17 protein-coding genes are annotated in these 18,550 nt (G+C 62.3%); 13 read left to right on the top strand and 4 right to left on the bottom strand.

Annotated elements, in window-relative coordinates:
• Positions 1-98: 98 nt before the first annotated feature.
• Complete coding sequence (argJ, locus tag AACH39_RS11940) at positions 99-1,316, bottom strand: bifunctional glutamate N-acetyltransferase/amino-acid acetyltransferase ArgJ (RefSeq protein ID WP_338620102.1); 1,218 nt, start codon at positions 1,314-1,316, stop codon at positions 99-101.
• Between the two features lie 70 nt (positions 1,317-1,386).
• Positions 1,387-3,198 (bottom strand): DNA helicase RecQ, encoded by a 1,812-nt coding sequence (gene recQ, locus AACH39_RS11935; RefSeq protein ID WP_215779354.1) that lies wholly within the window; start codon positions 3,196-3,198, stop codon positions 1,387-1,389.
• Between the two features lie 264 nt (positions 3,199-3,462).
• On the opposite strand from recQ, the gene AACH39_RS11930 reads away from it, so the two are divergent.
• Genes AACH39_RS11930 through AACH39_RS11915 form a run of 4 tightly spaced genes read left to right on the top strand, consistent with a single transcriptional unit; the run spans position 3,463 to position 8,299 of the window.
• Positions 3,463-3,939 carry a surface-adhesin E family protein gene (locus tag AACH39_RS11930; protein WP_338620099.1) on the top strand — a complete coding sequence of 159 codons (477 nt, stop codon included), beginning with the start codon at positions 3,463-3,465 and terminating at the stop codon, positions 3,937-3,939.
• A gap of 42 nt (positions 3,940-3,981) precedes the next feature.
• Positions 3,982-4,764 (top strand): ParA family protein, encoded by a 783-nt coding sequence (locus tag AACH39_RS11925; protein WP_215779358.1) that lies wholly within the window; start codon positions 3,982-3,984, stop codon positions 4,762-4,764.
• Positions 4,765-4,774: 10 nt separating this feature from the next.
• Complete coding sequence (locus tag AACH39_RS11920) at positions 4,775-7,342, top strand: ATP-binding protein (RefSeq protein ID WP_215779360.1); 2,568 nt, start codon at positions 4,775-4,777, stop codon at positions 7,340-7,342.
• Between the two features lie 15 nt (positions 7,343-7,357).
• A complete protein-coding gene (locus AACH39_RS11915; protein WP_215779362.1) occupies positions 7,358-8,299 on the top strand; it encodes a response regulator in 942 nt (313 codons plus the stop codon).
• Here the strand turns inward: AACH39_RS11915 and AACH39_RS11910 are convergent.
• Positions 8,223-10,502 carry a DNA internalization-related competence protein ComEC/Rec2 gene (locus AACH39_RS11910; protein WP_338620097.1) on the bottom strand — a complete coding sequence of 760 codons (2,280 nt, stop codon included), beginning with the start codon at positions 10,500-10,502 and terminating at the stop codon, positions 8,223-8,225. The genes AACH39_RS11915 and AACH39_RS11910 overlap by 77 nt on opposite strands.
• 166 nt (positions 10,503-10,668) lie before the next feature.
• On the opposite strand from AACH39_RS11910, the gene AACH39_RS11905 reads away from it, so the two are divergent.
• On the top strand, positions 10,669-11,478 hold the full coding sequence (locus AACH39_RS11905; RefSeq protein WP_338620095.1) for a class I SAM-dependent methyltransferase: 810 nt from the start codon (positions 10,669-10,671) through the stop codon (positions 11,476-11,478).
• On the opposite strand, the gene ddaH is transcribed toward AACH39_RS11905, so the two are convergent.
• Complete coding sequence (gene ddaH, locus AACH39_RS11900) at positions 11,467-12,228, bottom strand: dimethylargininase (protein ID WP_215779370.1); 762 nt, start codon at positions 12,226-12,228, stop codon at positions 11,467-11,469. The genes AACH39_RS11905 and ddaH overlap by 12 nt on opposite strands.
• Before the next feature lie 168 nt (positions 12,229-12,396).
• On the opposite strand from ddaH, the gene dapC reads away from it, so the two are divergent.
• From dapC to AACH39_RS11860, 8 genes are all read left to right on the top strand, one after another.
• Positions 12,397-13,593, top strand: coding sequence for a succinyldiaminopimelate transaminase (gene dapC, locus AACH39_RS11895; protein WP_215779372.1), 1,197 nt, complete (start codon positions 12,397-12,399; stop codon positions 13,591-13,593).
• Positions 13,594-13,630: 37 nt separating this feature from the next.
• The gene (gene dapD, locus AACH39_RS11890; protein WP_215779375.1) at positions 13,631-14,452 is read left to right on the top strand and encodes a 2,3,4,5-tetrahydropyridine-2,6-dicarboxylate N-succinyltransferase; all 822 of its coding nucleotides are present in this window, start codon (positions 13,631-13,633) and stop codon (positions 14,450-14,452) included.
• Positions 14,453-14,610: 158 nt separating this feature from the next.
• Positions 14,611-15,429 (top strand): ABC transporter ATP-binding protein, encoded by an 819-nt coding sequence (locus tag AACH39_RS11885; RefSeq protein WP_215779377.1) that lies wholly within the window; start codon positions 14,611-14,613, stop codon positions 15,427-15,429.
• Positions 15,422-16,207, top strand: a complete 786-nt coding sequence (gene mlaE / locus AACH39_RS11880) for a lipid asymmetry maintenance ABC transporter permease subunit MlaE (protein WP_215779379.1) — start codon at positions 15,422-15,424, stop codon at positions 16,205-16,207. The genes AACH39_RS11885 and mlaE overlap by 8 nt, the downstream gene beginning before the upstream one ends.
• 12 nt (positions 16,208-16,219) lie before the next feature.
• Positions 16,220-16,714 carry an outer membrane lipid asymmetry maintenance protein MlaD gene (gene mlaD / locus AACH39_RS11875; protein ID WP_215779381.1) on the top strand — a complete coding sequence of 165 codons (495 nt, stop codon included), beginning with the start codon at positions 16,220-16,222 and terminating at the stop codon, positions 16,712-16,714.
• A 33-nt stretch (positions 16,715-16,747) separates the two neighbouring features.
• Entirely contained in the window at positions 16,748-17,374 is a 627-nt protein-coding gene (locus AACH39_RS11870; RefSeq protein WP_215779383.1) for an ABC transporter substrate-binding protein, read from the top strand.
• Positions 17,375-17,377: 3 nt separating this feature from the next.
• Positions 17,378-17,656: an STAS domain-containing protein gene (locus AACH39_RS11865; protein WP_215779386.1), complete on the top strand. Its 279-nt coding sequence runs from the start codon at positions 17,378-17,380 to the stop codon at positions 17,654-17,656.
• Positions 17,656-18,474 carry a VacJ family lipoprotein gene (locus tag AACH39_RS11860; protein WP_215779388.1) on the top strand — a complete coding sequence of 273 codons (819 nt, stop codon included), beginning with the start codon at positions 17,656-17,658 and terminating at the stop codon, positions 18,472-18,474. Before AACH39_RS11865 ends, AACH39_RS11860 begins: the two co-directional genes overlap by 1 nt.
• The last annotated feature ends 76 nt before the right edge of the window (positions 18,475-18,550 follow it).

The following is an 18,550-nucleotide window of genomic DNA, read 5'->3' as shown; positions in this document are numbered from 1 at the left end:
AAACGCCTTGCGCCGAACGGCCTGCAAACCTGGCTTTCTGGCTGGGCGAACATAAAAAAACCGCCTGAAAAGGCGGTTTTTCGGACCCCCGGCCGCAGTCAGCTGCGATAGTCAGCATTGATGCGTACGTAATCATAAGAGAAGTCACAGGTCCATACCCTGGCTGCGGCGGCACCGCGATTGAGGCGAACCCTGACGGTGAACTCCGGCTGATTCAACACCGCCTGCCCCTGCTCTTCCCGGTAGTCCGGGTGACGTCCGCCCTGACTGGCCACAAGGACATCATCCAGATAGAGCTCGAGCCGATCGACATCCAGATCCTGGACACCGGCGTAGCCAATGGCACACAGCAGACGCCCGAGATTGGGGTCCGAAGCAAAGAACGCCGTCTTCACCAGCGGGGAGCGTGCAATGGCATAAGCCACGGTCTTGCACTCGGCGACGCTGCGCCCCCCCTCCACCTCGACGGTGACGAACTTGGTCGCACCCTCGCCGTCGCGGACGATGGCCTGTGCCAGCTCGGTGGCCAGATCAAGCAGCGCGGCCCTGAGCAACTGATAATCCTGCGAGTCGGTCGAGTCAATCAGCGGCGCAGCGCTCTTGCCGGTGGAGATCAGAATGAAACTGTCATTGGTCGACGTATCGCCATCGACGGAAATACAGTTAAAGGAGGGATCACAGATTTCCTTGACCAGTTGATCCAGTACCGGACGGGTCACGGCGGCATCCGTTGCCACAAAGCCCAGCATGGTCGCCATATTGGGGTGAATCATGCCGGCGCCCTTGGCGATACCGGTCATCGACACCGGCTGACCGCCCAGTGTCAGGCTGCGGCTGCCGGCCTTGGGCATGGTATCGGTGGTCATGATGGCGCGGGCTGCCTCGGACCAGCTGGCGGGCTGGCGCTTCGGCAAGGCCTGAATGATGCGCTCGGAGGGCAGTGGCTCGAGAATCACGCCGGTCGAGAACGGCAGCACCTGCTCGACCTGACAGCCCATGTCGTCGGCCAGCGCCTGGCAGATGGCGCGGGCACGCTGGCGGCCGTCTTCGCCAGTGCCGGCATTGGCATTACCGGTATTGATGACCAAAGCGCGGATTTGCACACCGGCATCCAGATGCTGCTTGCACAATTGCACCGGCGCAGCACAGAAACGATTCTGGGTAAAGACACCTGCCACGGTGTTGCCCTTGTCGATCTGCATGACCAGCACATCGCGCCGGTCGGGATATTTGACACCGGCCTCGGCCACACGCAGATCGAGCCCCGCGATCGGCAGCAGAGTGTTGTCATCCAGAGACTTCAAATTGACGGCCATTACTAAGTTCTCCCTTTGCCAATGGGCAGACTGGTCATCGATCGGATCCGACATGCCGTCTGCCTGTTTTTTATTCATCGCCTGACGATGCATCCCCGATTTGTCGCATCAGGTTGAGCAGATTGTCGCCATAGCGTGCCAGCTTGAGTTCGCCGACACCGTAGACCCGTGCCAGCTGGCTGCGGTTCTGCGGTTTTTCTTCCACCAACTGGCGCAATGTGCGGTCGGAAAAGACAGCATATGCCGGGACATTATGCTCGTCAGCCACTTCTTTGCGCCAGCGGCGCAATGCCTGCCAGAGACGTTCTTCGCGCTCGGTACGCAACCAGCGATCGGTCTGGCTGCGGCTGCTGCGCTCCTTGTCGGCCAGCGGACGCAGGCGGATCGGCGTCTGGCCCTTGAGCAAAGGGCGGCAAGCCTCGGTCAACACCAGCGACTGACCGCGCACCACGTCGACCTGCAGGATCTTGCGCGCCACCAGCTGACGGATCACCGAACGCCAGGCGCGCTGATTGAGCTCCTTGCCGATGCCGAAGGTAGAGAGCTGCTCGTGACCGGCGGCGCTGATGGCCGGGCTGCTGCGCCCGAGCAGGACATCGACCACATGGCCGGCGTGGTAGCGCTGGCCGACACGATAGATGCAGGACAGCAGTTTCTGTACGGCCACGGTGGCATCGAAGGTGACAGGCGGGGCCAGACAGTTGTCGCAATGGCCGCAGGGCTCGATGGCCTCGCCAAAGTGCGCGAGGATCTGCTGACGGCGGCAGCTGGCGGTTTCGCAGATCCCCAGCATGGCATCGAGCTTGGTCAGTTCGACCTGTTTCTGAGCCTCGGCCATCTCGGACTCCTGAATCATGCGTCCCAGCTGCACCATGTCGTTGAGGCCGTAACACAACCAGCTGGTCGCCGGCAGGCCGTCGCGCCCGGCACGACCAGACTCCTGATAGAAGCTTTCCGGGCTCTTCGGCATGTCGATATGCGCGACAAAGCGGACATCGGGCTTATCGATGCCCATGCCGAAGGCGACGGTGGCCACCATCACCACGGCATCATCCCGCAGAAAGGCGCGCTGGTTGGCTTCGCGCACGTCGTGACCCAGACCGGCATGGTAGGGCAAAGCGTGGATCCCGTTCTCCACCAGCCAGGCGGCGGTCTCTTCCACGCGCTTGCGCGACAGGCAGTAGACGATGCCGGAGACTCCGGGAAACTCGTTTTCGATGAAGCTCAGCAGCTGCTTTTTGGCATTGTGCTTTTCGACCACCTGATAGAACAGATTGGGTCGATCAAAACTGGACAGGAAAACCGGGCTGTCCTGCAGACCGAGATAGTGCTGGATATCCGCCCGGGTCGGCAGATCGGCCGTGGCGGTCAGCGCCAGTCGCGGCACGGCGGGGAAGCGCTGGGCCAGCAGACCGAGCTGCTGGTATTCCGGGCGGAAATCATGTCCCCAGTGACTGACGCAATGCGCCTCGTCAATCGCAAACAGCGCCAACTCGAGGGTAGAGAGAAAATCCAGAAAGCGCGGCATCAGCAACCGTTCCGGCGCCACATACAGCAGATCCAGCGTTCCGGCGCGCGCCTGGCGGGCAATATCGCGTGCCTCTTCGCTGCCGGTGGCCGAATTCAGGCAGGCTGCCGCCACCCCGACCTCGGTCAGTGCAGCAACCTGATCCTGCATCAGGGCAATCAGCGGCGACACGACAATGCCGACCCCGGGTCGCATCAATGCCGGAATCTGATAGCACAGGGACTTGCCGCCACCCGTCGGCATCAGCACCAGCGCATGCCCGCCCGCGGCGACATGCGCCACGATGTCGGCCTGCTGCCCGCGGAAGGACGGGTAGCCGAAAATATTCTGGAGAAGGGTGTTGGCGTCCTGCATCTGGCGGTCGTTTCTGGAGAAGGACGACATTGTACGGGAAACGCTGCATCACGGGGCGCCGCCGCGGCAGGCAAAAAAAAGGCCATCCCGTGTAGAGGATGGCCGACAAGATTTGGAGACAATGTGAAACGAGGAAAAACGCTCTCGTACGGAATTGACCTTCAAGCCACAGGAAAAGTTCCAGTCGTGCGGAAAGAATTCTCGCGGGTTGGCCACAGACAGTGGCTGTGCGACACTGGCCGCGATTCATCAGGAGAATGCCTCATGCGTACCCGTATGCTTTTCATGGCCGTGCTGAGCGGCCTGCTGGCCGGCTGTGCCACCCAGCCGCTCGCGCCGTCCCGCACCGGTCATGCCCCGGCGCAAAGTACCGTTGTCCCCAGTGCCGACTGGGAAAATCTTGGGGTGTCGCCCAATGGCAACATCCTGCATGAGGTCGACAAGCTGTCGATCGTGCGCCAGGGCAGACTGGTCACCTTCCGCGAACGCCGAACCATTTTCGATGTGCGCAAGGAGAACTTCCAGAACACCCCGAGTCACAAAGTCGCCATCAATACATGGCAAATTGACTGTGAAGCAAACACTTATCGTCTGCTGAGCATGAATTTGTTTGATGAAACTGGCAGGCAGGTGACCAGTGTCACCTATAATGACACACAGATAAAACCAATGCCGGTGGTACCGAATTCCGCCAGTGCCCAACAGTTGCAGTTCGTGTGCCAGAACGGGGCCGCCAACTGAGGCGCCAAATCGATACCAGCCGACATGCATCAAGGGGGAAGCATGGCTGCAATCAGGCGGGTGGTATTCAATCAGAAAGGCGGGGTCGGCAAGTCCACCATCACGGTGAACCTGGCCGCCACCGCTGCCAGGCAGGGCAGGCAGGTACTGGTGATCGATCTGGATCCCCAGGGCAACAGCAGTCATTATCTGATGGGGACGCCGGTCGGCGAGCGCCATCTTGGCGGACTGTTCGATCAGTACCTCAACATCACGCTGTTCGGCAAGCCGGTCGACGACTTTATCGAAACCACGCCGTTTGACGGTCTGTCCCTGCTGGCCTCCCACCCCAGCCTGAGCGACATGATGGGCAAGCTGGACGCGCGGCACAAAATCTACAAGCTGCGCGAAACGCTGGATACCCTCGACGCCGCTCAGCGCTTTGATGAAGTCTGGATCGACACCCCGCCGGCGTTGAACTTTTATACCCTGTCGGCACTGATCGCCGCGCAGCGCTGCCTGATTCCCTTCGACTGCGACAGCTTCTCGCGCCAGGCGCTATATGGCCTGCTCACCAGTGTGACCGAGATCCAGGCCGACCATAATCCGCAACTGGCCATTGAAGGCATTGTCGTCAACCAGTTCCAGCCACGCGCCAGCCTGCCGGCGCGGCAAGTGGCCGAGCTGCGGGCCGAGGGACTGCCGATTCTCGACACCCCGCTTTCGGCCTCGGTGCGCATTCGCGAGTCTCATGAAGCCTGCCGGCCGATGCCCTTTCTGGATCAACGGCACAAACTCACGCGCGAATTCGACCAGCTCTATCGTCAGCTAAGCCAGGCGGATTGACGGAGCCGCGATGAACGAACTGCGGCGGCCCGGAATGATCGTGATAGCCGGCCTGTTGGCCATCGTCCTGCTGCTGACGGAATTCTGGCTGCTGCAGAATGCGGCGCAGCGCCGGGAAGCCGAGCGCAGTGCACTGTGGGGTACCTACAGCCTCAACTCACTGGCCAACCGTTTCAATGCCGCCCTCGACTACGCCAACATCCTGGCCCAGCCGGACAATAGCGAACCCGCCGGCTTCACGCTCGATACGCTGGGCCGGGTCAGTTCGCGCATCTTCCACCCCAACAGCCCTTTCAATGGCGCCGCCTTGCTGGCCAAGGTCTCCACCAGCCAGCGCAGCGCCTTTGAAAGCAGTATCAACAGCCCGATCCAGGTCCTGCAAAATCACCATCTGAGCCCCAGTCCGAAAAAGTCCGAGTACTTCCCGGTCATCGGCTACCTGCCTGACGATGCCAATGGCCTGCCACGCGGTCTGGATCTGGGCACCCTGCCCGGCTGGGAGCCCATGCTCAACCGGGCTCAAAACACCGGCATCCCGGCCCTGCTGGCCGTCAGCGGCAAAGACGGCACGCCAAACCGCATCGACATCGTGGTGGCCCTGCCGAAACGAACGCACTTCCTGCTGTTCAACCTGGATCTCGAGCGCTTTCTCGACCTGCCTCTGCCCAATGGCGACAGTTTCCAGAACCATCTGCGGCTGCTGATCTGGACCAAGCTCAACAACCAGCAACCCATGCTGCTGCTGGACTCCAATCCGGACCAGCCTCGTCCGGAAGGCGCGCCGAACGCCAGCCTGACCAGCAATATCGGCGGCATGACGCTGCAGTTCGGCACCTATCGGCTGTCCCAGCCGGACAGCAAGATCCTGGATGAGAGCGACAGAAATCTGCTATTACTCACCACCATTGGATTGCTGTTGTTTATTGCGCAAGTGCTCTGGCTGTCACGCAGCAACAAGCGCTTCCAGGTCCAGCTGACGGAACAGAACCTGCAGCTGGCACAAAACAACCAGTTGCTGCGCCAGCAGATCAGCGAACGTATTGCTTCCGAACAGGCGCGCACCGAAAGCGAAATGCGCCAGCGCGCCATTTTGCAGGCCAGCTCCGACGCCATCGTCCTGGTCGATCGCAGTGGCACCATCACCAATACCAACCCGGCCGCGGCCCGTCTGATCGGCCAGACAGCCGAGTCGCTGCCCGGCCTGACCATCGGCTCGCTGTTCCCGGAGCTGTACGACAGCAGCAAGCAGAATTTCACCGCCATCGCCGCCAACTTCGAAGGCATGCCATTCGAAGCACAGTTGATCCGCAACGACACCAGCAAGCTGCCGGTCGAGCTGTCGCTCAGCCAGGTCACCCTGCCGGATGACCAGTTCTATCTGCTGGTCTGCCGCGACATCAGTGTGCGCAAGGAACAGGAAGCCGCACTGATCCGGCTGAAAAACAGCCTGGCCGAGCAGGTGGAGATGCAGAGCCGGCAGTTGGCCGCCCTGCTGGAAGCCAGCCCGCTGGCCATGGCCTATATCGTCGACCGCCATCTCAAGAAGGTGAACCATGCATTCCTCGAACTGTTCGATTGCGAGGAAAGCCGTGCCATCAACTACACCACACGGCAGTTCTACCAGAGCGACGAACAATACGACCGCACCGGCCGGCTGCTCTACCACCTGCTCAACGAAGGCAAGGTGGTGACCACCGAGCTGCAGCTGCAGACCGGGCGCGGCAAACTGATCTGGGTCCGGCTGCACGGCAAGGCACTCAACCCTGCCGTCCCCGGCCTGGGCACTATCTGGGTCTATCAGGACTTTTCCGCCGAACGCGCCGCCGAAGACGCCCTGCGTGCCGCCAAGGAACTGGCCGAAGAAACCAGCCGCACCAAGACCGAGTTTCTCGCCAATATGTCGCACGAACTGCGTACGCCCATGCATGCCATTCTCGGCTTTGCCGAAATGGGCCAAAGCCGTGCGGACCAGAGCGGGCAGGAAAAAATCCAGCAATACTTCAAGCGCATCCTGTCGAGCGGCAATCGTCTGCTGTCCCTGCTCAACGACCTGCTGGATCTGGCCAAAATGGAAGTTGGCCGCATGGAGTACAACCTGCAGGAAGACGACCTGCCACGCCATCTGCGCGATGTCTGCGATGAACTGACCGGCATGGCCGAAGGAACCGGCATCCACATCGAGCTCGATGCCGACCCGCAACCACTGCTCGCCACCTTCGACAGCGTGCGTATCGGTCAGGTACTGCGCAATCTGCTGACCAATGCCATCAAGTTCAGCCCGCCGGACAGCACGATCAAGGTCGAGGCCCGTCTGCTGCCCGGAGCCGGCTTCCCGCTGGCGCAGGTGCGCGTCATCGACCAGGGGCCGGGCATCCCGCCCTCCGAACTGGAATCGATCTTCGACAAATTCATCCAGAGCAGCTCGACCAAGACCGGGGCCGGCGGTACCGGACTTGGCCTGGCCATCTGCCGCGAAATCATTCATGCCCACCAGGGCGAAATACGCGCTGACAACGCCGCGGAAGGCGGAGCGATCTTCAGCTTCACCTTCCCGCAGCGCCCGCGTCACCCTCTTTAGGACAGGAGCATCGCCATGGCCCATACCCTGCTGCTGGTCGACGACGAACCCTTCAACCTGGAATTGATGAGCGAACTGCTGGAAGACGCCGGCTATCAGATCCGCACCGCGGAGAGCGGAGAAGCGGCCTGGCAGCTGCTGGAGCAAGAGGGAGAAAGCTATTCCACCGTGCTGCTGGACAAAATGATGCCCGGCATCGACGGCTTCGAGGTCCTGCGCCGCATCAAGGGCAACCCCAAGCTGGAGTTCCTGCCGGTCATCATGCAAACCGCCGTCGGCGCAGCCGCCAGCGTGCAGGAAGGTCTGTCGCAAGGCGCCTTCTACTATCTGACCAAGCCGTTTTCCCGCGAAATGCTGCTGGCGGTGATCGAGGCTGCCGTCAGCCACTGGGACCGCCATGCCTACTTCCGGGAGCTGGCCAATCAGCAGGCGGAGGCACTGGGCTATCTGAGTCAGGCACGCTTCGCGTTCCGTACCCATCAGGAAGCGCAGTGGGTCACCGCACTGCTGGCACGCGCCTGCCCGCATCCCGAACGCGTGGCGACCGGGCTGTTCGAACTGCTGGTCAACGCGATCGAACATGGCAACCTGCGACTGAGCTACAGCGAAAAGACCCGGCTGCAGGCCGAAGGACAATGGGAAGCCGAATTGAGTCGGCGGCTCGCTGATCCGCAACTCGGACAGCATCAGGTACAGCTGGACTATCACCGTAGTGCGGACACCATCCGCTTCACCATCACCGACCAGGGCGACGGTTTTGACTGGGAGCACTTCCTCGACACCGAGGCCATTTCCTATCTGGAAAGCCATGGCCGCGGCATCCTGATCGCCCGCAAACTGTCCTTTGACCGCGTGCGCTATCAGGGCAACGGCAGTTGTGTCACCGCCGAGATTGCCCTGCAACGACCGGCGGGCCCGAGCGCCAGTGACGGGGCGCCTGCTGACGCCAGCCACTGACGACCGGTCGGGGGCCAAACAGCAGCGTCAGGGCACCGAGCTCATCGGTGCGCAGCACCTGAACGCCGGCTGACTGATACCTGGCCAGCACCGTGGGATGGGGATGCCCATAGCGGTTGCGCCAGCCGACGCTCATCACTGCCCAGCGCGGGGCCACCGCCTGCAGGAAGGCCATGGAGGACGAGGTTTTGCTGCCGTGATGCGGCACAATCAATACCGTACTGGCCAGCATGGCTCGCTGCCGGGTCAGCAGTTGCGTCTCGACAGACTGCGGGATATCGCCGGTCAGCAACAAGCTCCCGTGCCGCGTCACCACCCTCAGCACACAACTGTGCGGATTATTGCCGTCCTCGTGCCAGTCCGCCGTCGGCCACAACACCTCAAAGCGCACGCCATCCCATTGCCAGCGCCGCCCTGGACGACACAGGGCAAACCCCTGACCCAGCCCCTGCGCACTGGCGGCCTGCCCCAGCCAGAGTTGCTGCACCGGCATGTTCGCCAACAGGGCCGGCGCGGCGCCATCATGATCGGCGTCATGATGCGACAGCATCAGGGCATCCAGCCGGCGCACCCCGCTACCACGCAGATTGGCGACCAGCACCGCCTCACTGGCCGCCACACCGGTGTCGTACAACAGATCGTGGCGTGCCGTCTGCAACCAGACCGCCAGCCCTTGCCCCACATCCAGCACCGTCGCACGCAGTTGACCGGCAGCCGGCCGTGCCGGCACATGGCACAACAGGGGAATCAGCAGCAGCGAGCCCAGCAGCCGGGCAGCCCACCCCAGCGGGGCGATCAGCCACAAGGCCCCAAGCCCGCCCGCCAGCAGTTGCGGCCAGGAAGGCGCCGCCACCCACCAGACCGGCACCGCGGCACACCAGCCCATCACCAGGTAGAACACCCGGCACAACCAGGCACACAACCACAGCAGCGCATCCAGCGGGATGGCTGCCGCCAGCAGGCACAAGGGCGACACCAGCAGGGAGATCCAAGGGATGGCAAAACCATTGGCCAGAGGCGAGACCAGTGGCAAAGCCGAGAAAAACCCGACCAGCGGCACCACCGACATCACGGTCGCCGCCCATTGCGCAGCCAGCATGGCCTGCCATTTACCCGGCGGCTGACGCCTTCCCAGCGTGACCGTCATCAGTGCCGCCACCAGACCGAATGACAGCCACAAACCGGGGAAATACACCGCAAACGGATCCAGCAACAACACAGCGGCCAGCGCCAGCCACCAGATATGCATCGGCGTCAGGGCACGGCGCCAGCACAGCAACAGACAGGCCACCGCCAACATGAAGAAAGTGCGTCGGGTCGGTACCGACCAGCCGGCCAGCAGCGAATAGGCACCGGCCGCCAACAGCCCGCCCAGCGCAACCCACAGACGCGGGGTACGTCCCGGCCAGGGCCATCGACGCAATCCCTGGCGCACAAGCCAGGCCGCCAGCCCCGCCACCATGCCGACATGCAAGCCGGAAATCGACACAATGTGCGTCACCCCGGTGCGGGCAAACAACGTCCAATCTTCCCGCGCGATCTCCTGTTGCACGCCGACTGTCAGGGCCGTGACCAGCGCCGCCTCGCGCGGCTGCCCGGCCAGCACCCGGGCTGTTCTTTGCGCCACCCGGGCGCGCAGCCGGTCGACCCTGGCCTGCCAATCGTCCGCATCGGGCAGACGCTGCGGCCTGCCGACCACGCGGGCGCTGACCAGCATTCCCTGCGCCCAAAGCCAGGCCTCCGCATCAAAACCATGCCCATTGGCCGTGGCGTGATAGGGCTGCAAACGCAGACGCACCCGCCAGCGGCTGCCCGCCGGCCAGGGCTGGCCACGCCCCAGTTGCAGGCGCACGCGCACCGCCTGCCGCCGCGGCCAATCCGCCTGAGGCGCCAGCTCGGCCAGCACGCGATGGCCGAAAGTGGAGGCCACCGGCAGATCCCGCACCGTCACCACCCGTTCCACCACCTGACCATCCAGCGCACCCGGCAAACGTTCCGCCAGTCGCTGCCCGGCCTGCCATACCCCCCAGGCCAGCCCCAGGCCAATGCCCAGCAAGCCGGCACAGCCACGACGCCACCAAAGCGGCCCGCTTCGCAGCAGGGGCCACAGCAGGCAGGACGTCAGCAACCAGCGCCAGTCCGGCAACTCGGCCAGCCAGACACACAGGGTGACACCACAGACAAATCCGATCAGCGCGCTCATGGTGTCATGGTAGGGAACGGCGTCAGGACGACGAGCGGACAAGTGCCGCGACGCCACACGGCATGTACTGATTTACGGTGCAGGGATCACTGAGTTGCCGCAATGGTTGCCTGTCCCGACTGCATGTCGTATCGTGCCTGCGCCGATGACTCCTTCAAGACAGCCCATGCCTGCCACTCCTCTGTATTGCGCCGACAACGCGCGCCGCGAGCGCGCCGCCCAGCTGGCCGAACGCTATGCCCTGCCTCTGGTACGCCAGCGGCCGGACAGCGGCTACTGGCTGGAGCTGGATTTCGAACGGCTGTCGCTTGTTACCACCGGCAAACATGGCGCGGTGTATGCCGAGTTCGTCGAGGGGGCTGCGCGCCACCGGCGCGAACAGGGAGGGGGCCGTGGCCAGCCGGTGGCCAAGGCCATCGGTCTGAAAGGCCATCAGGGTGAAATGCGGGTGGTGGATGCGACGGCGGGATTGGGGCGCGATGCCTTCGTGCTGGCCAGCCTGGGCTGCCAGGTCACCCTGATCGAGCGCTCGCCGGTAGCCGCCGCCCTGCTGGACGACGCGCTGGAGCGTGCCGCCCGCGCGGCCGACATTCAGGACATCGCGGCACGCATGACCCTGGTGCACGCCGACGCCATTCACTGGCTGACCACCCTGGCCGAAGCGCAGCGTCCGCACGTGGTGTATGTCGACCCGATGTTCCCCGATACCGGCAAAAGCGCCGCCGCCAAGAAAGACATGCAGGCCTTCCAGCATGTCATCGGTGACGATCTGGACAGTGCCGCGCTGCTGCAGGCCGCCGTGGGTGCGGCGCTCAACCGCGTGGTGGTCAAGCGGCCGCGACTGGGTGTGGGCATCGAAGGCCTGGCGCCCTCGGCGCAGATGGAAGGCAAAAGCACCCGCTTCGACATCTATTCGATCAAGGCCCTGATCAGTGCCGGCAAGCTGCCGGCACCGGGTGAAGACTCAGAAGCGTAGCGACATGCAGCTGACACCGCCGTCGATCTTGCGGAACTCCGAGGTGTCGACCTCGATCACCTGATAGCCCAGCGCCTTGACCTTGGCCAGGGTCACCGGATAGCCGGCCGGCATGATGACCCGGTCATTGACCCAGATGCTGTTGGCGGCATAAGCCTCGTGCAGCGGAATCTCCACCACATTGTATTGCTGGAATTCCGGCTTGCTGACGAACTCGCCGGCGGCCAGCAGATTGCCGTGTTCCAGATAGGACAAACCGGTCTTCAGGTGCAGCACCTCTTCCAGTCGTACCACCGAACCGGTCATGCCGTACTTTTCCAGCAGGGCAATCATCTGTCTTGCCCCCTCGGGGTTGGTGCGCGCCGAATGGCCGATGTAGAAATGGCTGCCGACCATCATGATGTCGCCGGCCTCCACCGTGCCCGGTGCCTCGATCCTTTCCACCCGGTCGTAGAAGCGGCCGATGGTATCCGCCAGCAGGGCGGTTTCACCACGGCGCGACTCGGCGCCGGTACGGTTGAGGATGGCGCAGTGCGGGGTGCACAATACCGGATCTTCGACAAATACCGAGTCGGGATAATCATCTGCCGGGGGCAGGATGGTCACATCCACATCGCACTGCCGCAAGGCCTGGATATAGGCATCGTGCTGGGCCAGGGCGCGCTGGTAATCGGGTTTGCCCAGATCACTCGAGGTCAGGCCATCGATCAGGGCACGACATGGGGTACGAACAATCACATGCTGAAACATCCGGAACCTCCCTATGGATAGACTGCGGCAAGACCCCCATCATGCCAGAGACCACACCTTGCAGGGTTTGATCTGACAAGGCCCGGCGCCGGCTTGCGTACAATCGGTCGGCTTTTCAGTTAAGCTATTTGCATTCTTCATTCGCCTTATCGACAGGAAAGACCTCACGTGAATCCTCTGCTGAAGCGTCTGCAACCCTACCCGTTCCAGCGGCTGCGCGCCCTGCTGGCCGGTGTCGTGCCGGCTGCCGGCAAAACCCCGATCAATCTGTCCATCGGCGAACCGAAACACCCGACACCCGCCGTGCTGTGCGATGCCCTCACCGGGGCGCTGGACGGTCTGGCGGCCTACCCGCCGACGCTGGGCGAACCGGCACTGCGCCAGGCCTGTGGCCGCTGGCTGCAAAGACGCTATGGCATCGAGGCCGACACCGAGCGCGAGATCCTGCCGGTCAATGGCAGCCGCGAGGCGCTGTTCGCCTTTGTTCAGGCCATGATCGACCCGAGCGGCGAACAGACTCCGGTGGTGATTTCGCCCAATCCCTTCTATCAGATTTATGAAGGGGCGGCCCTGCTGGCCGGTGCCGAACCCTGGTATGTGAACTGCACGGCGGCCAATGATTTCCAGCCGGACTGGGCATCGGTCCCCGAGTCAGTCTGGCAGCGCACCCAGGTGGTCTTCGTCTGCAGCCCGGGCAATCCGACGGGAGCGGTGATGTCGCTGGAAGACTGGCGTCAGCTGTTCGCGCTCTCCGACCGGCACGGTTTCGTGATTGCCTCGGATGAATGCTATTCGGAAATCCACTTCGGTCAGCCGCCGCTCGGCGGTCTGCAGGCCGCCCGCCAGCTGGGGCGCGATTTCAGCCGCATCGTGATGTTTACCAGCCTGTCCAAGCGCTCCAATGCGCCCGGCCTGCGTTCCGGTTTTGTGGCCGGCGATGCCTCGCTGCTGGAAGCCTTCCTGCTGTATCGCACCTATCATGGCAGCGCCATGAGCCCGACCATCCAGCGCGCCAGCATCGCCGCCTGGGATGACGAGGCACACGTCGAAGCCAACCGCGCCGCCTATCAGGCCAAGTTCGATGCGGTGGTTCCCCTGCTGGCTGACTGCCTCGGTGCCCGGCTGCCGGACGCATCATTCTATCTGTGGCTCAAGGTGCCGGGGGGCGATGACCAGGCCTTTACCCGCCGCCTGCTGGCCGAGGAAAACATCACGGTACTGCCAGGCTCCTTCCTGGCACGCGACGCCCATGGCAGCAACCCGGGTCAGGGCTATATCCGCATCGCCCTGGTCGCACCGCTGTCAGAATGCGTGGAAGCCGCCGAACGTATCCGGTATCTTGTCAGTCATTCATCACGGAATTGAATCAATGAATCCACCCATTCCCATGCAAGGACATCATATGCATCCGATCCAGGCTCTGATCGAAGAATCTTTCGAACGTCGCGCCGATATCACCCCGACCACGGTCAGCCCGGAACTCAAGGCAGCCATCGACCAGGTCATCAGCGAGCTGGACAGCGGACGACTGCGCGTGGCGGAGAAAATCGACGGCCAGTGGGTCACGCACCAGTGGGTCAAGAAGGCCGTGCTGCTGTCGTTCCGCATCCGCGAGAACCAGGTCACCGATGATGGTGTGACCCGCTACTACGACAAGGTGGCGACCAAGTTCGGCGACTGGAACGAAAAGCAGTTCCGCGAAGGCGGTTTCCGCGTGGTACCGAATGCGATGGTGCGCAAGGGCTCCTTCATCGCCAGGAACGCCGTGCTGATGCCGTCGTACGTGAATATCGGCGCCTATGTGGATGAAGGCACCATGGTCGATACCTGGTCCACCGTCGGTTCCTGCGCCCAGATCGGCAAGAATGTCCACCTGTCCGGCGGTGTCGGCATCGGCGGGGTGCTGGAGCCCCTTCAGGCCAATCCGACCATCATCGAAGACAACTGCTTCATCGGTGCGCGTTCAGAAATCGTCGAAGGGGTGATCGTCGAAGAGGGCTCGGTCATTTCCATGGGGGTCTACATCGGCCAGTCCACCCGCATCTATGATCGCGAAACCGGTGAAATCCACTACGGCCGCGTGCCGGCCGGCTCGGTGGTCGTCTCCGGCAATCTGCCCTCGAAGGATGGTACCTACAGCCTTTACTGCGCGGTCATCGTCAAGAAAGTGGACGCCAAGACCCGTGCCAAGACCAGCATCAACGACCTGCTGCGCGGCATTTGAGTCCGTCCCGGGCGCACCGGCACCAGCCGGTGCGCTTCACACACCTTTGTCATTGAATTTGCCGAAGATTTGGCTTATTTGGTGCAACTCTATAAACTTGCAATTGATGCACAGCAATAATTCACCTTTGTTCACTTTCAAATAACATCGGGTTATCCGTGTCTTCTGATTTTTTTATTGAGCTCAGAAACGTCAGTTTTGCCTATGGCAGACGACCGATTCTGAAGAATATCAATTTGCGCATCCCGCGCGGACAGCTCGTCGCCATCATGGGCGGCAGCGGCAGCGGCAAGACCACGCTGCTGCGACTGATCTCCGGTCAGTATCGTCCGCAGCATGGCGAAGTGCTGGTTGATGGCAAGGACGTGGCGAAGATGGGGCACGCAGAACTGTTTGCCCATCGTCGCCGCATGGGCATGCTGTTTCAATTCGGCGCCCTGTTCACCGACTTGTCGGTCTTCGACAACGTCGCCTTCCCGCTGCGCGAGCATACCGACCTGCCGGAAAGCATGATCCGTGATCTGGTGGTCATGAAGCTCAACGCTGTCGGTCTGCGCGGCACCCAGAATCTCATGCCGTCCGAACTGTCCGGCGGCATGGCGCGCCGGGTCGCGCTGGCCCGCGCCATTGCGCTCGACCCGGCCCTGATGCTCTATGACGAGCCCTTCACCGGTCTGGATCCGATTTCGCTCGGCGTCATTGCGCTGCTGATCAAGAAGCTCAATGACGCACTGGGCACCAGTGCCATCATGGTGACGCACGACGTACACAAATCCCTCGATATCGTCGACCACGTGTATTTCGTCGCCAATGGCGAAATCATTGCCGAAGGCACGCCGGATCAGGTGCGGGCAGCCGAATCCCCCTGGGTCCACCAGTTCGTGCACGGCGAGGCCGACGGCCCGGTACATTTTGCCTATCCGGCCGGCAGCGAGCTGATGGCCGACCTCGATCTGCAGGGAGGCACGCATGCCTGAGTTTCTGACCTCTCCCTTGCGCAAGCTGGGTCACAGCACCATCAACGGCATCTGGCGTCTGGGTTATGCCAGCCGCTTCCTGGTCGCCATCCTGATGTACTCGGGCCAGAGCCTGCTGCGCTTCTCCCTGGTGATTCGCGAGGTGTATTTCGCCGGCGTGCTGTCACTGATCATCATCATCGTGTCCGGGCTGTTCGTCGGCATGGTGCTGGGGCTGCAAGGCTACAACACGCTGTCGCGCTTCGGCTCGGCCGATGCCCTCGGCGCGCTGGTCGCCCTGTCCCTGCTGCGCGAGCTTGGCCCGGTGCTGGCCGCCCTGCTGTTCGCCAGCCGCTCCGGTTCGGCCATGACGGCGGAAATCGGCCTGATGAAAACCACCGAGCAACTCGATGCCATGAGTGTCATGGCCGTCAATCCGGTGGCACGGGTAGTGGCACCCCGCTTCTGGGCCGGGGTGATCTCCATGCCGGTCCTGGCGGCCTTGTTCAATGTCATGGGGATTTTCGGCGGCTATCTGGTCGGGGTGGTAATGATCGGCCTGGACCAGGGAACCTACTGGTCCCAGATGAATAACTCCGTCGATCTCCACTATGACGTCATCAACGGGCTGATCAAGAGCCTGGTCTTCGGTATCGCCGTCACACTGATCGCTGTTTTCGAGGGTTACGATGCCACGCCGACCGCGGCGGGTGTCTCCGCCGCCACCACCCGCACGGTGGTGACCTCGGCACTGGTGATCCTGGCACTCGATTTTGTGCTGACAGCCTTCATGTTTTAGGAAGAAAAACCAATGAAACGCTCTACTATTGATCTGTGGGTCGGCTTGTTTGTCGCCATCGGCATTGCCTGCATCACCTTCCTGTCGCTCAAGGTGGCCAACCTGACCCCGCAAAGCGCCGACAGCACCTATGTACTGACGGCCGATTTCGACAATATCGGCGGACTGAAAATCAAGGCGCCGGTGAAGTCCTCCGGGGTAGTGGTTGGTCGTGTGACCAATATTGACCTGGACACGCAGCGCTATGTGGCCCATGTCACCCTGGCGGTCGACAAGCGTTACCAGTTCAGCCGCGATACCAGTGCCGAAATCCTGACCTCGGGCCTGCTGGGCGAACAGTACATCGGCCTGACCGAAGGCGGCGATCCGGACAACCTCAAGCCGGGCGAGCGCATCACCATTACCTCGTCGGCCCTGGTGCTGGAACAGCTGATCAGCAAGTTCATGCTCAATTTTGCCGAAAAGGGCGATGCGCACAGTGGCAAGAACGCCAGCGCGGCCCAGTAACAACCACTTTAACTGCCGGAATGAAATAGCACCATGAAAAAACTGCTCTTTACCCTGCTGTCCCTGTTCACGCTGGCTTTGCCGGCCCTGGCCCACGCGGACGTGTCGCCGGTCGACTTCGTGCGCGACAACTCCAAGCAAGTGCTGGATGTCCTGAAGAAGGAAGATGGCCGCAACACGCGCAAGGTTCGTGACCAGATCGAAAGCATGGTCATCCCCAAGTTCGACTTCAAGCGCATGACCGCCTACGCCGTCGGCAAGAACTGGCGTATCGCCACACCGGCCCAGCAGGATGAACTGACCACCCAGTTCCAGACCCTGCTGATCCGCGTTTATGCCTCGACCATGACGCGTTACAAGAACGCCCAGATCGACGTCAAGCCGAATGCCGTGATGAACAACAATGGTGCCGAAGCCGTCGTGCGCACCGAAGTCACCCTGCCTAACAGCAGCGGCAACCAGAAGCCGGTATCGGTCGATTACACCCTGTACAAGACCAGCCAGGGCTGGCGTGTCTACAACGTCACCGTCGAAGGGGCCAGCCTGGTTACCGCCTATCGCAGCCAGTTTGATACCGAGGTACAGAAGTCTGGCGTCGACGGCCTGATCAAGTCGCTCAAAGACAAGAACGCCAAGCTGGCGCAAAACGCAGGTGCCTGATCGATGCAGATCCAGCTTGAAGGCAAGCTCGACATGGACCGCTGTGGCGAGCTGGCAAAAAAACTGGCCGGCCAGCTCAAGGTGGGCGACCACCTGACGCTGGACTTGGCCAACGTACAGACGGCCGACTCGGCTGCGCTGGCACTGATTCTGGAGCTGCAGCGCGCCTGCCGCACGCAAAGCGCCAGCCTGCACCTGCAGGGTCTGCCTGCCGGCCTGCAGGCGCTGGCAGCACTCTATGGCATCGAAAGCCTGATTCAACCGTCAACGGAAAACTCCTGATGAAAGCCGTACAGATCGCCACCCTGTGCGCCACCTTGCTGGCAGCCGGCTGTGCCAGCCACCCGGCCAATCCACAGGACCCCTACGAGCCACTGAACCGCTCGATCTACAGCTTCAATGACAAGCTGGATCGTGCAGTAGCCAAACCGGTTGCCCAAGCCTATCGCAAGGTGACACCGCAACCGGTACGTACCGGTGTCGGCAACTTCTTCGACAACGTGATGGACGCCTACAGCTTCGTCAACGATGTGCTCAGCGCCCAGCCGGTCAAGGCCATGAATGATCTGATGCGGGTGGCGGTCAATACCACCCTCGGGGTCTTCGGCCTGGTCGACTTTGCCACCCCGATGGGCCTGCAAAGCAACAAGACCACCCTGGGCGACACGCTGGCCCGCTGGGGCTGGAAAGACAGCAACTACCTGGTACTGCCATTGCTGGGCCCGTCCACCGTGCGGGACGGCATCGGCACCATGACCACGGTCTATGTCTCGCCGGATCGCCGCATCCTGTACAAGGAACCGGCCACCGCCAACGTCGCCTGGGGCCTGCAACTGGTCGACAAGCGCCAGCGCCTGCTGGAGGCCGGCGAAGCGATCGACGAGGCCGCGCTGGATCCCTACAGCTACACCCGGGATGCCTACCTGCAATACCGTGCCGCGCAGATCAACGGCAATCGGGTGGACGCTTCCGCCCCGGCTGCCGGCAAGCCAAACGACGATATCGATATCGACCAGCTGGTGGCCCCGGACAGCGCGCCCAGCGCGACACCAAGCAGTGCCCCACTGGCCCGCAAGCCGGACGCCTCCGCCGCGCACTGAACGCACGCCCCCCGAATGGGTTGTCGGTATATCATGACCGACAACCCATTCTTTTTTATGCAATTTCCTGTCCACA

The organism is Paludibacterium flexuosum, from assembly GCF_037076605.1.
Taxonomy (GTDB): Bacteria; Pseudomonadota; Gammaproteobacteria; order Burkholderiales; family Chromobacteriaceae; genus Paludibacterium.
The sequence above is the reverse complement of the archived record's forward strand: the minus strand, read 5'-3'. Positions and strand labels throughout refer to the sequence as shown.

Bases quoted from the DNA above. Each gene is read 5' to 3' on its own strand.
- AACH39_RS11865 (WP_215779386.1), top strand. From the start codon at position 17,378: ATGCAGATCCAGCTTGAAGGCAAGCTCGACATGGACCGCTGTGGCGAG.
- ddaH (WP_215779370.1), bottom strand. From the start codon at position 12,228: ATGTTTCAGCATGTGATTGTTCGTACCCCATGTCGTGCCCTGATCGAT.
- mlaD (WP_215779381.1), top strand. From the start codon at position 16,220: ATGAAACGCTCTACTATTGATCTGTGGGTCGGCTTGTTTGTCGCCATC.
- AACH39_RS11910 (WP_338620097.1), bottom strand. From the start codon at position 10,502: ATGAGCGCGCTGATCGGATTTGTCTGTGGTGTCACCCTGTGTGTCTGG.
- dapD (WP_215779375.1), top strand. From the start codon at position 13,631: ATGCATCCGATCCAGGCTCTGATCGAAGAATCTTTCGAACGTCGCGCC.
- recQ (WP_215779354.1), bottom strand. From the start codon at position 3,198: ATGCAGGACGCCAACACCCTTCTCCAGAATATTTTCGGCTACCCGTCC.
- AACH39_RS11870 (WP_215779383.1), top strand. From the start codon at position 16,748: ATGAAAAAACTGCTCTTTACCCTGCTGTCCCTGTTCACGCTGGCTTTG.
- AACH39_RS11860 (WP_215779388.1), top strand. From the start codon at position 17,656: ATGAAAGCCGTACAGATCGCCACCCTGTGCGCCACCTTGCTGGCAGCC.
- AACH39_RS11905 (WP_338620095.1), top strand. From the start codon at position 10,669: ATGCCTGCCACTCCTCTGTATTGCGCCGACAACGCGCGCCGCGAGCGC.
- AACH39_RS11915 (WP_215779362.1), top strand. From the start codon at position 7,358: ATGGCCCATACCCTGCTGCTGGTCGACGACGAACCCTTCAACCTGGAA.
- mlaE (WP_215779379.1), top strand. From the start codon at position 15,422: ATGCCTGAGTTTCTGACCTCTCCCTTGCGCAAGCTGGGTCACAGCACC.
- AACH39_RS11930 (WP_338620099.1), top strand. From the start codon at position 3,463: ATGCGTACCCGTATGCTTTTCATGGCCGTGCTGAGCGGCCTGCTGGCC.
- AACH39_RS11920 (WP_215779360.1), top strand. From the start codon at position 4,775: ATGAACGAACTGCGGCGGCCCGGAATGATCGTGATAGCCGGCCTGTTG.
- argJ (WP_338620102.1), bottom strand. From the start codon at position 1,316: ATGGCCGTCAATTTGAAGTCTCTGGATGACAACACTCTGCTGCCGATC.
- AACH39_RS11925 (WP_215779358.1), top strand. From the start codon at position 3,982: ATGGCTGCAATCAGGCGGGTGGTATTCAATCAGAAAGGCGGGGTCGGC.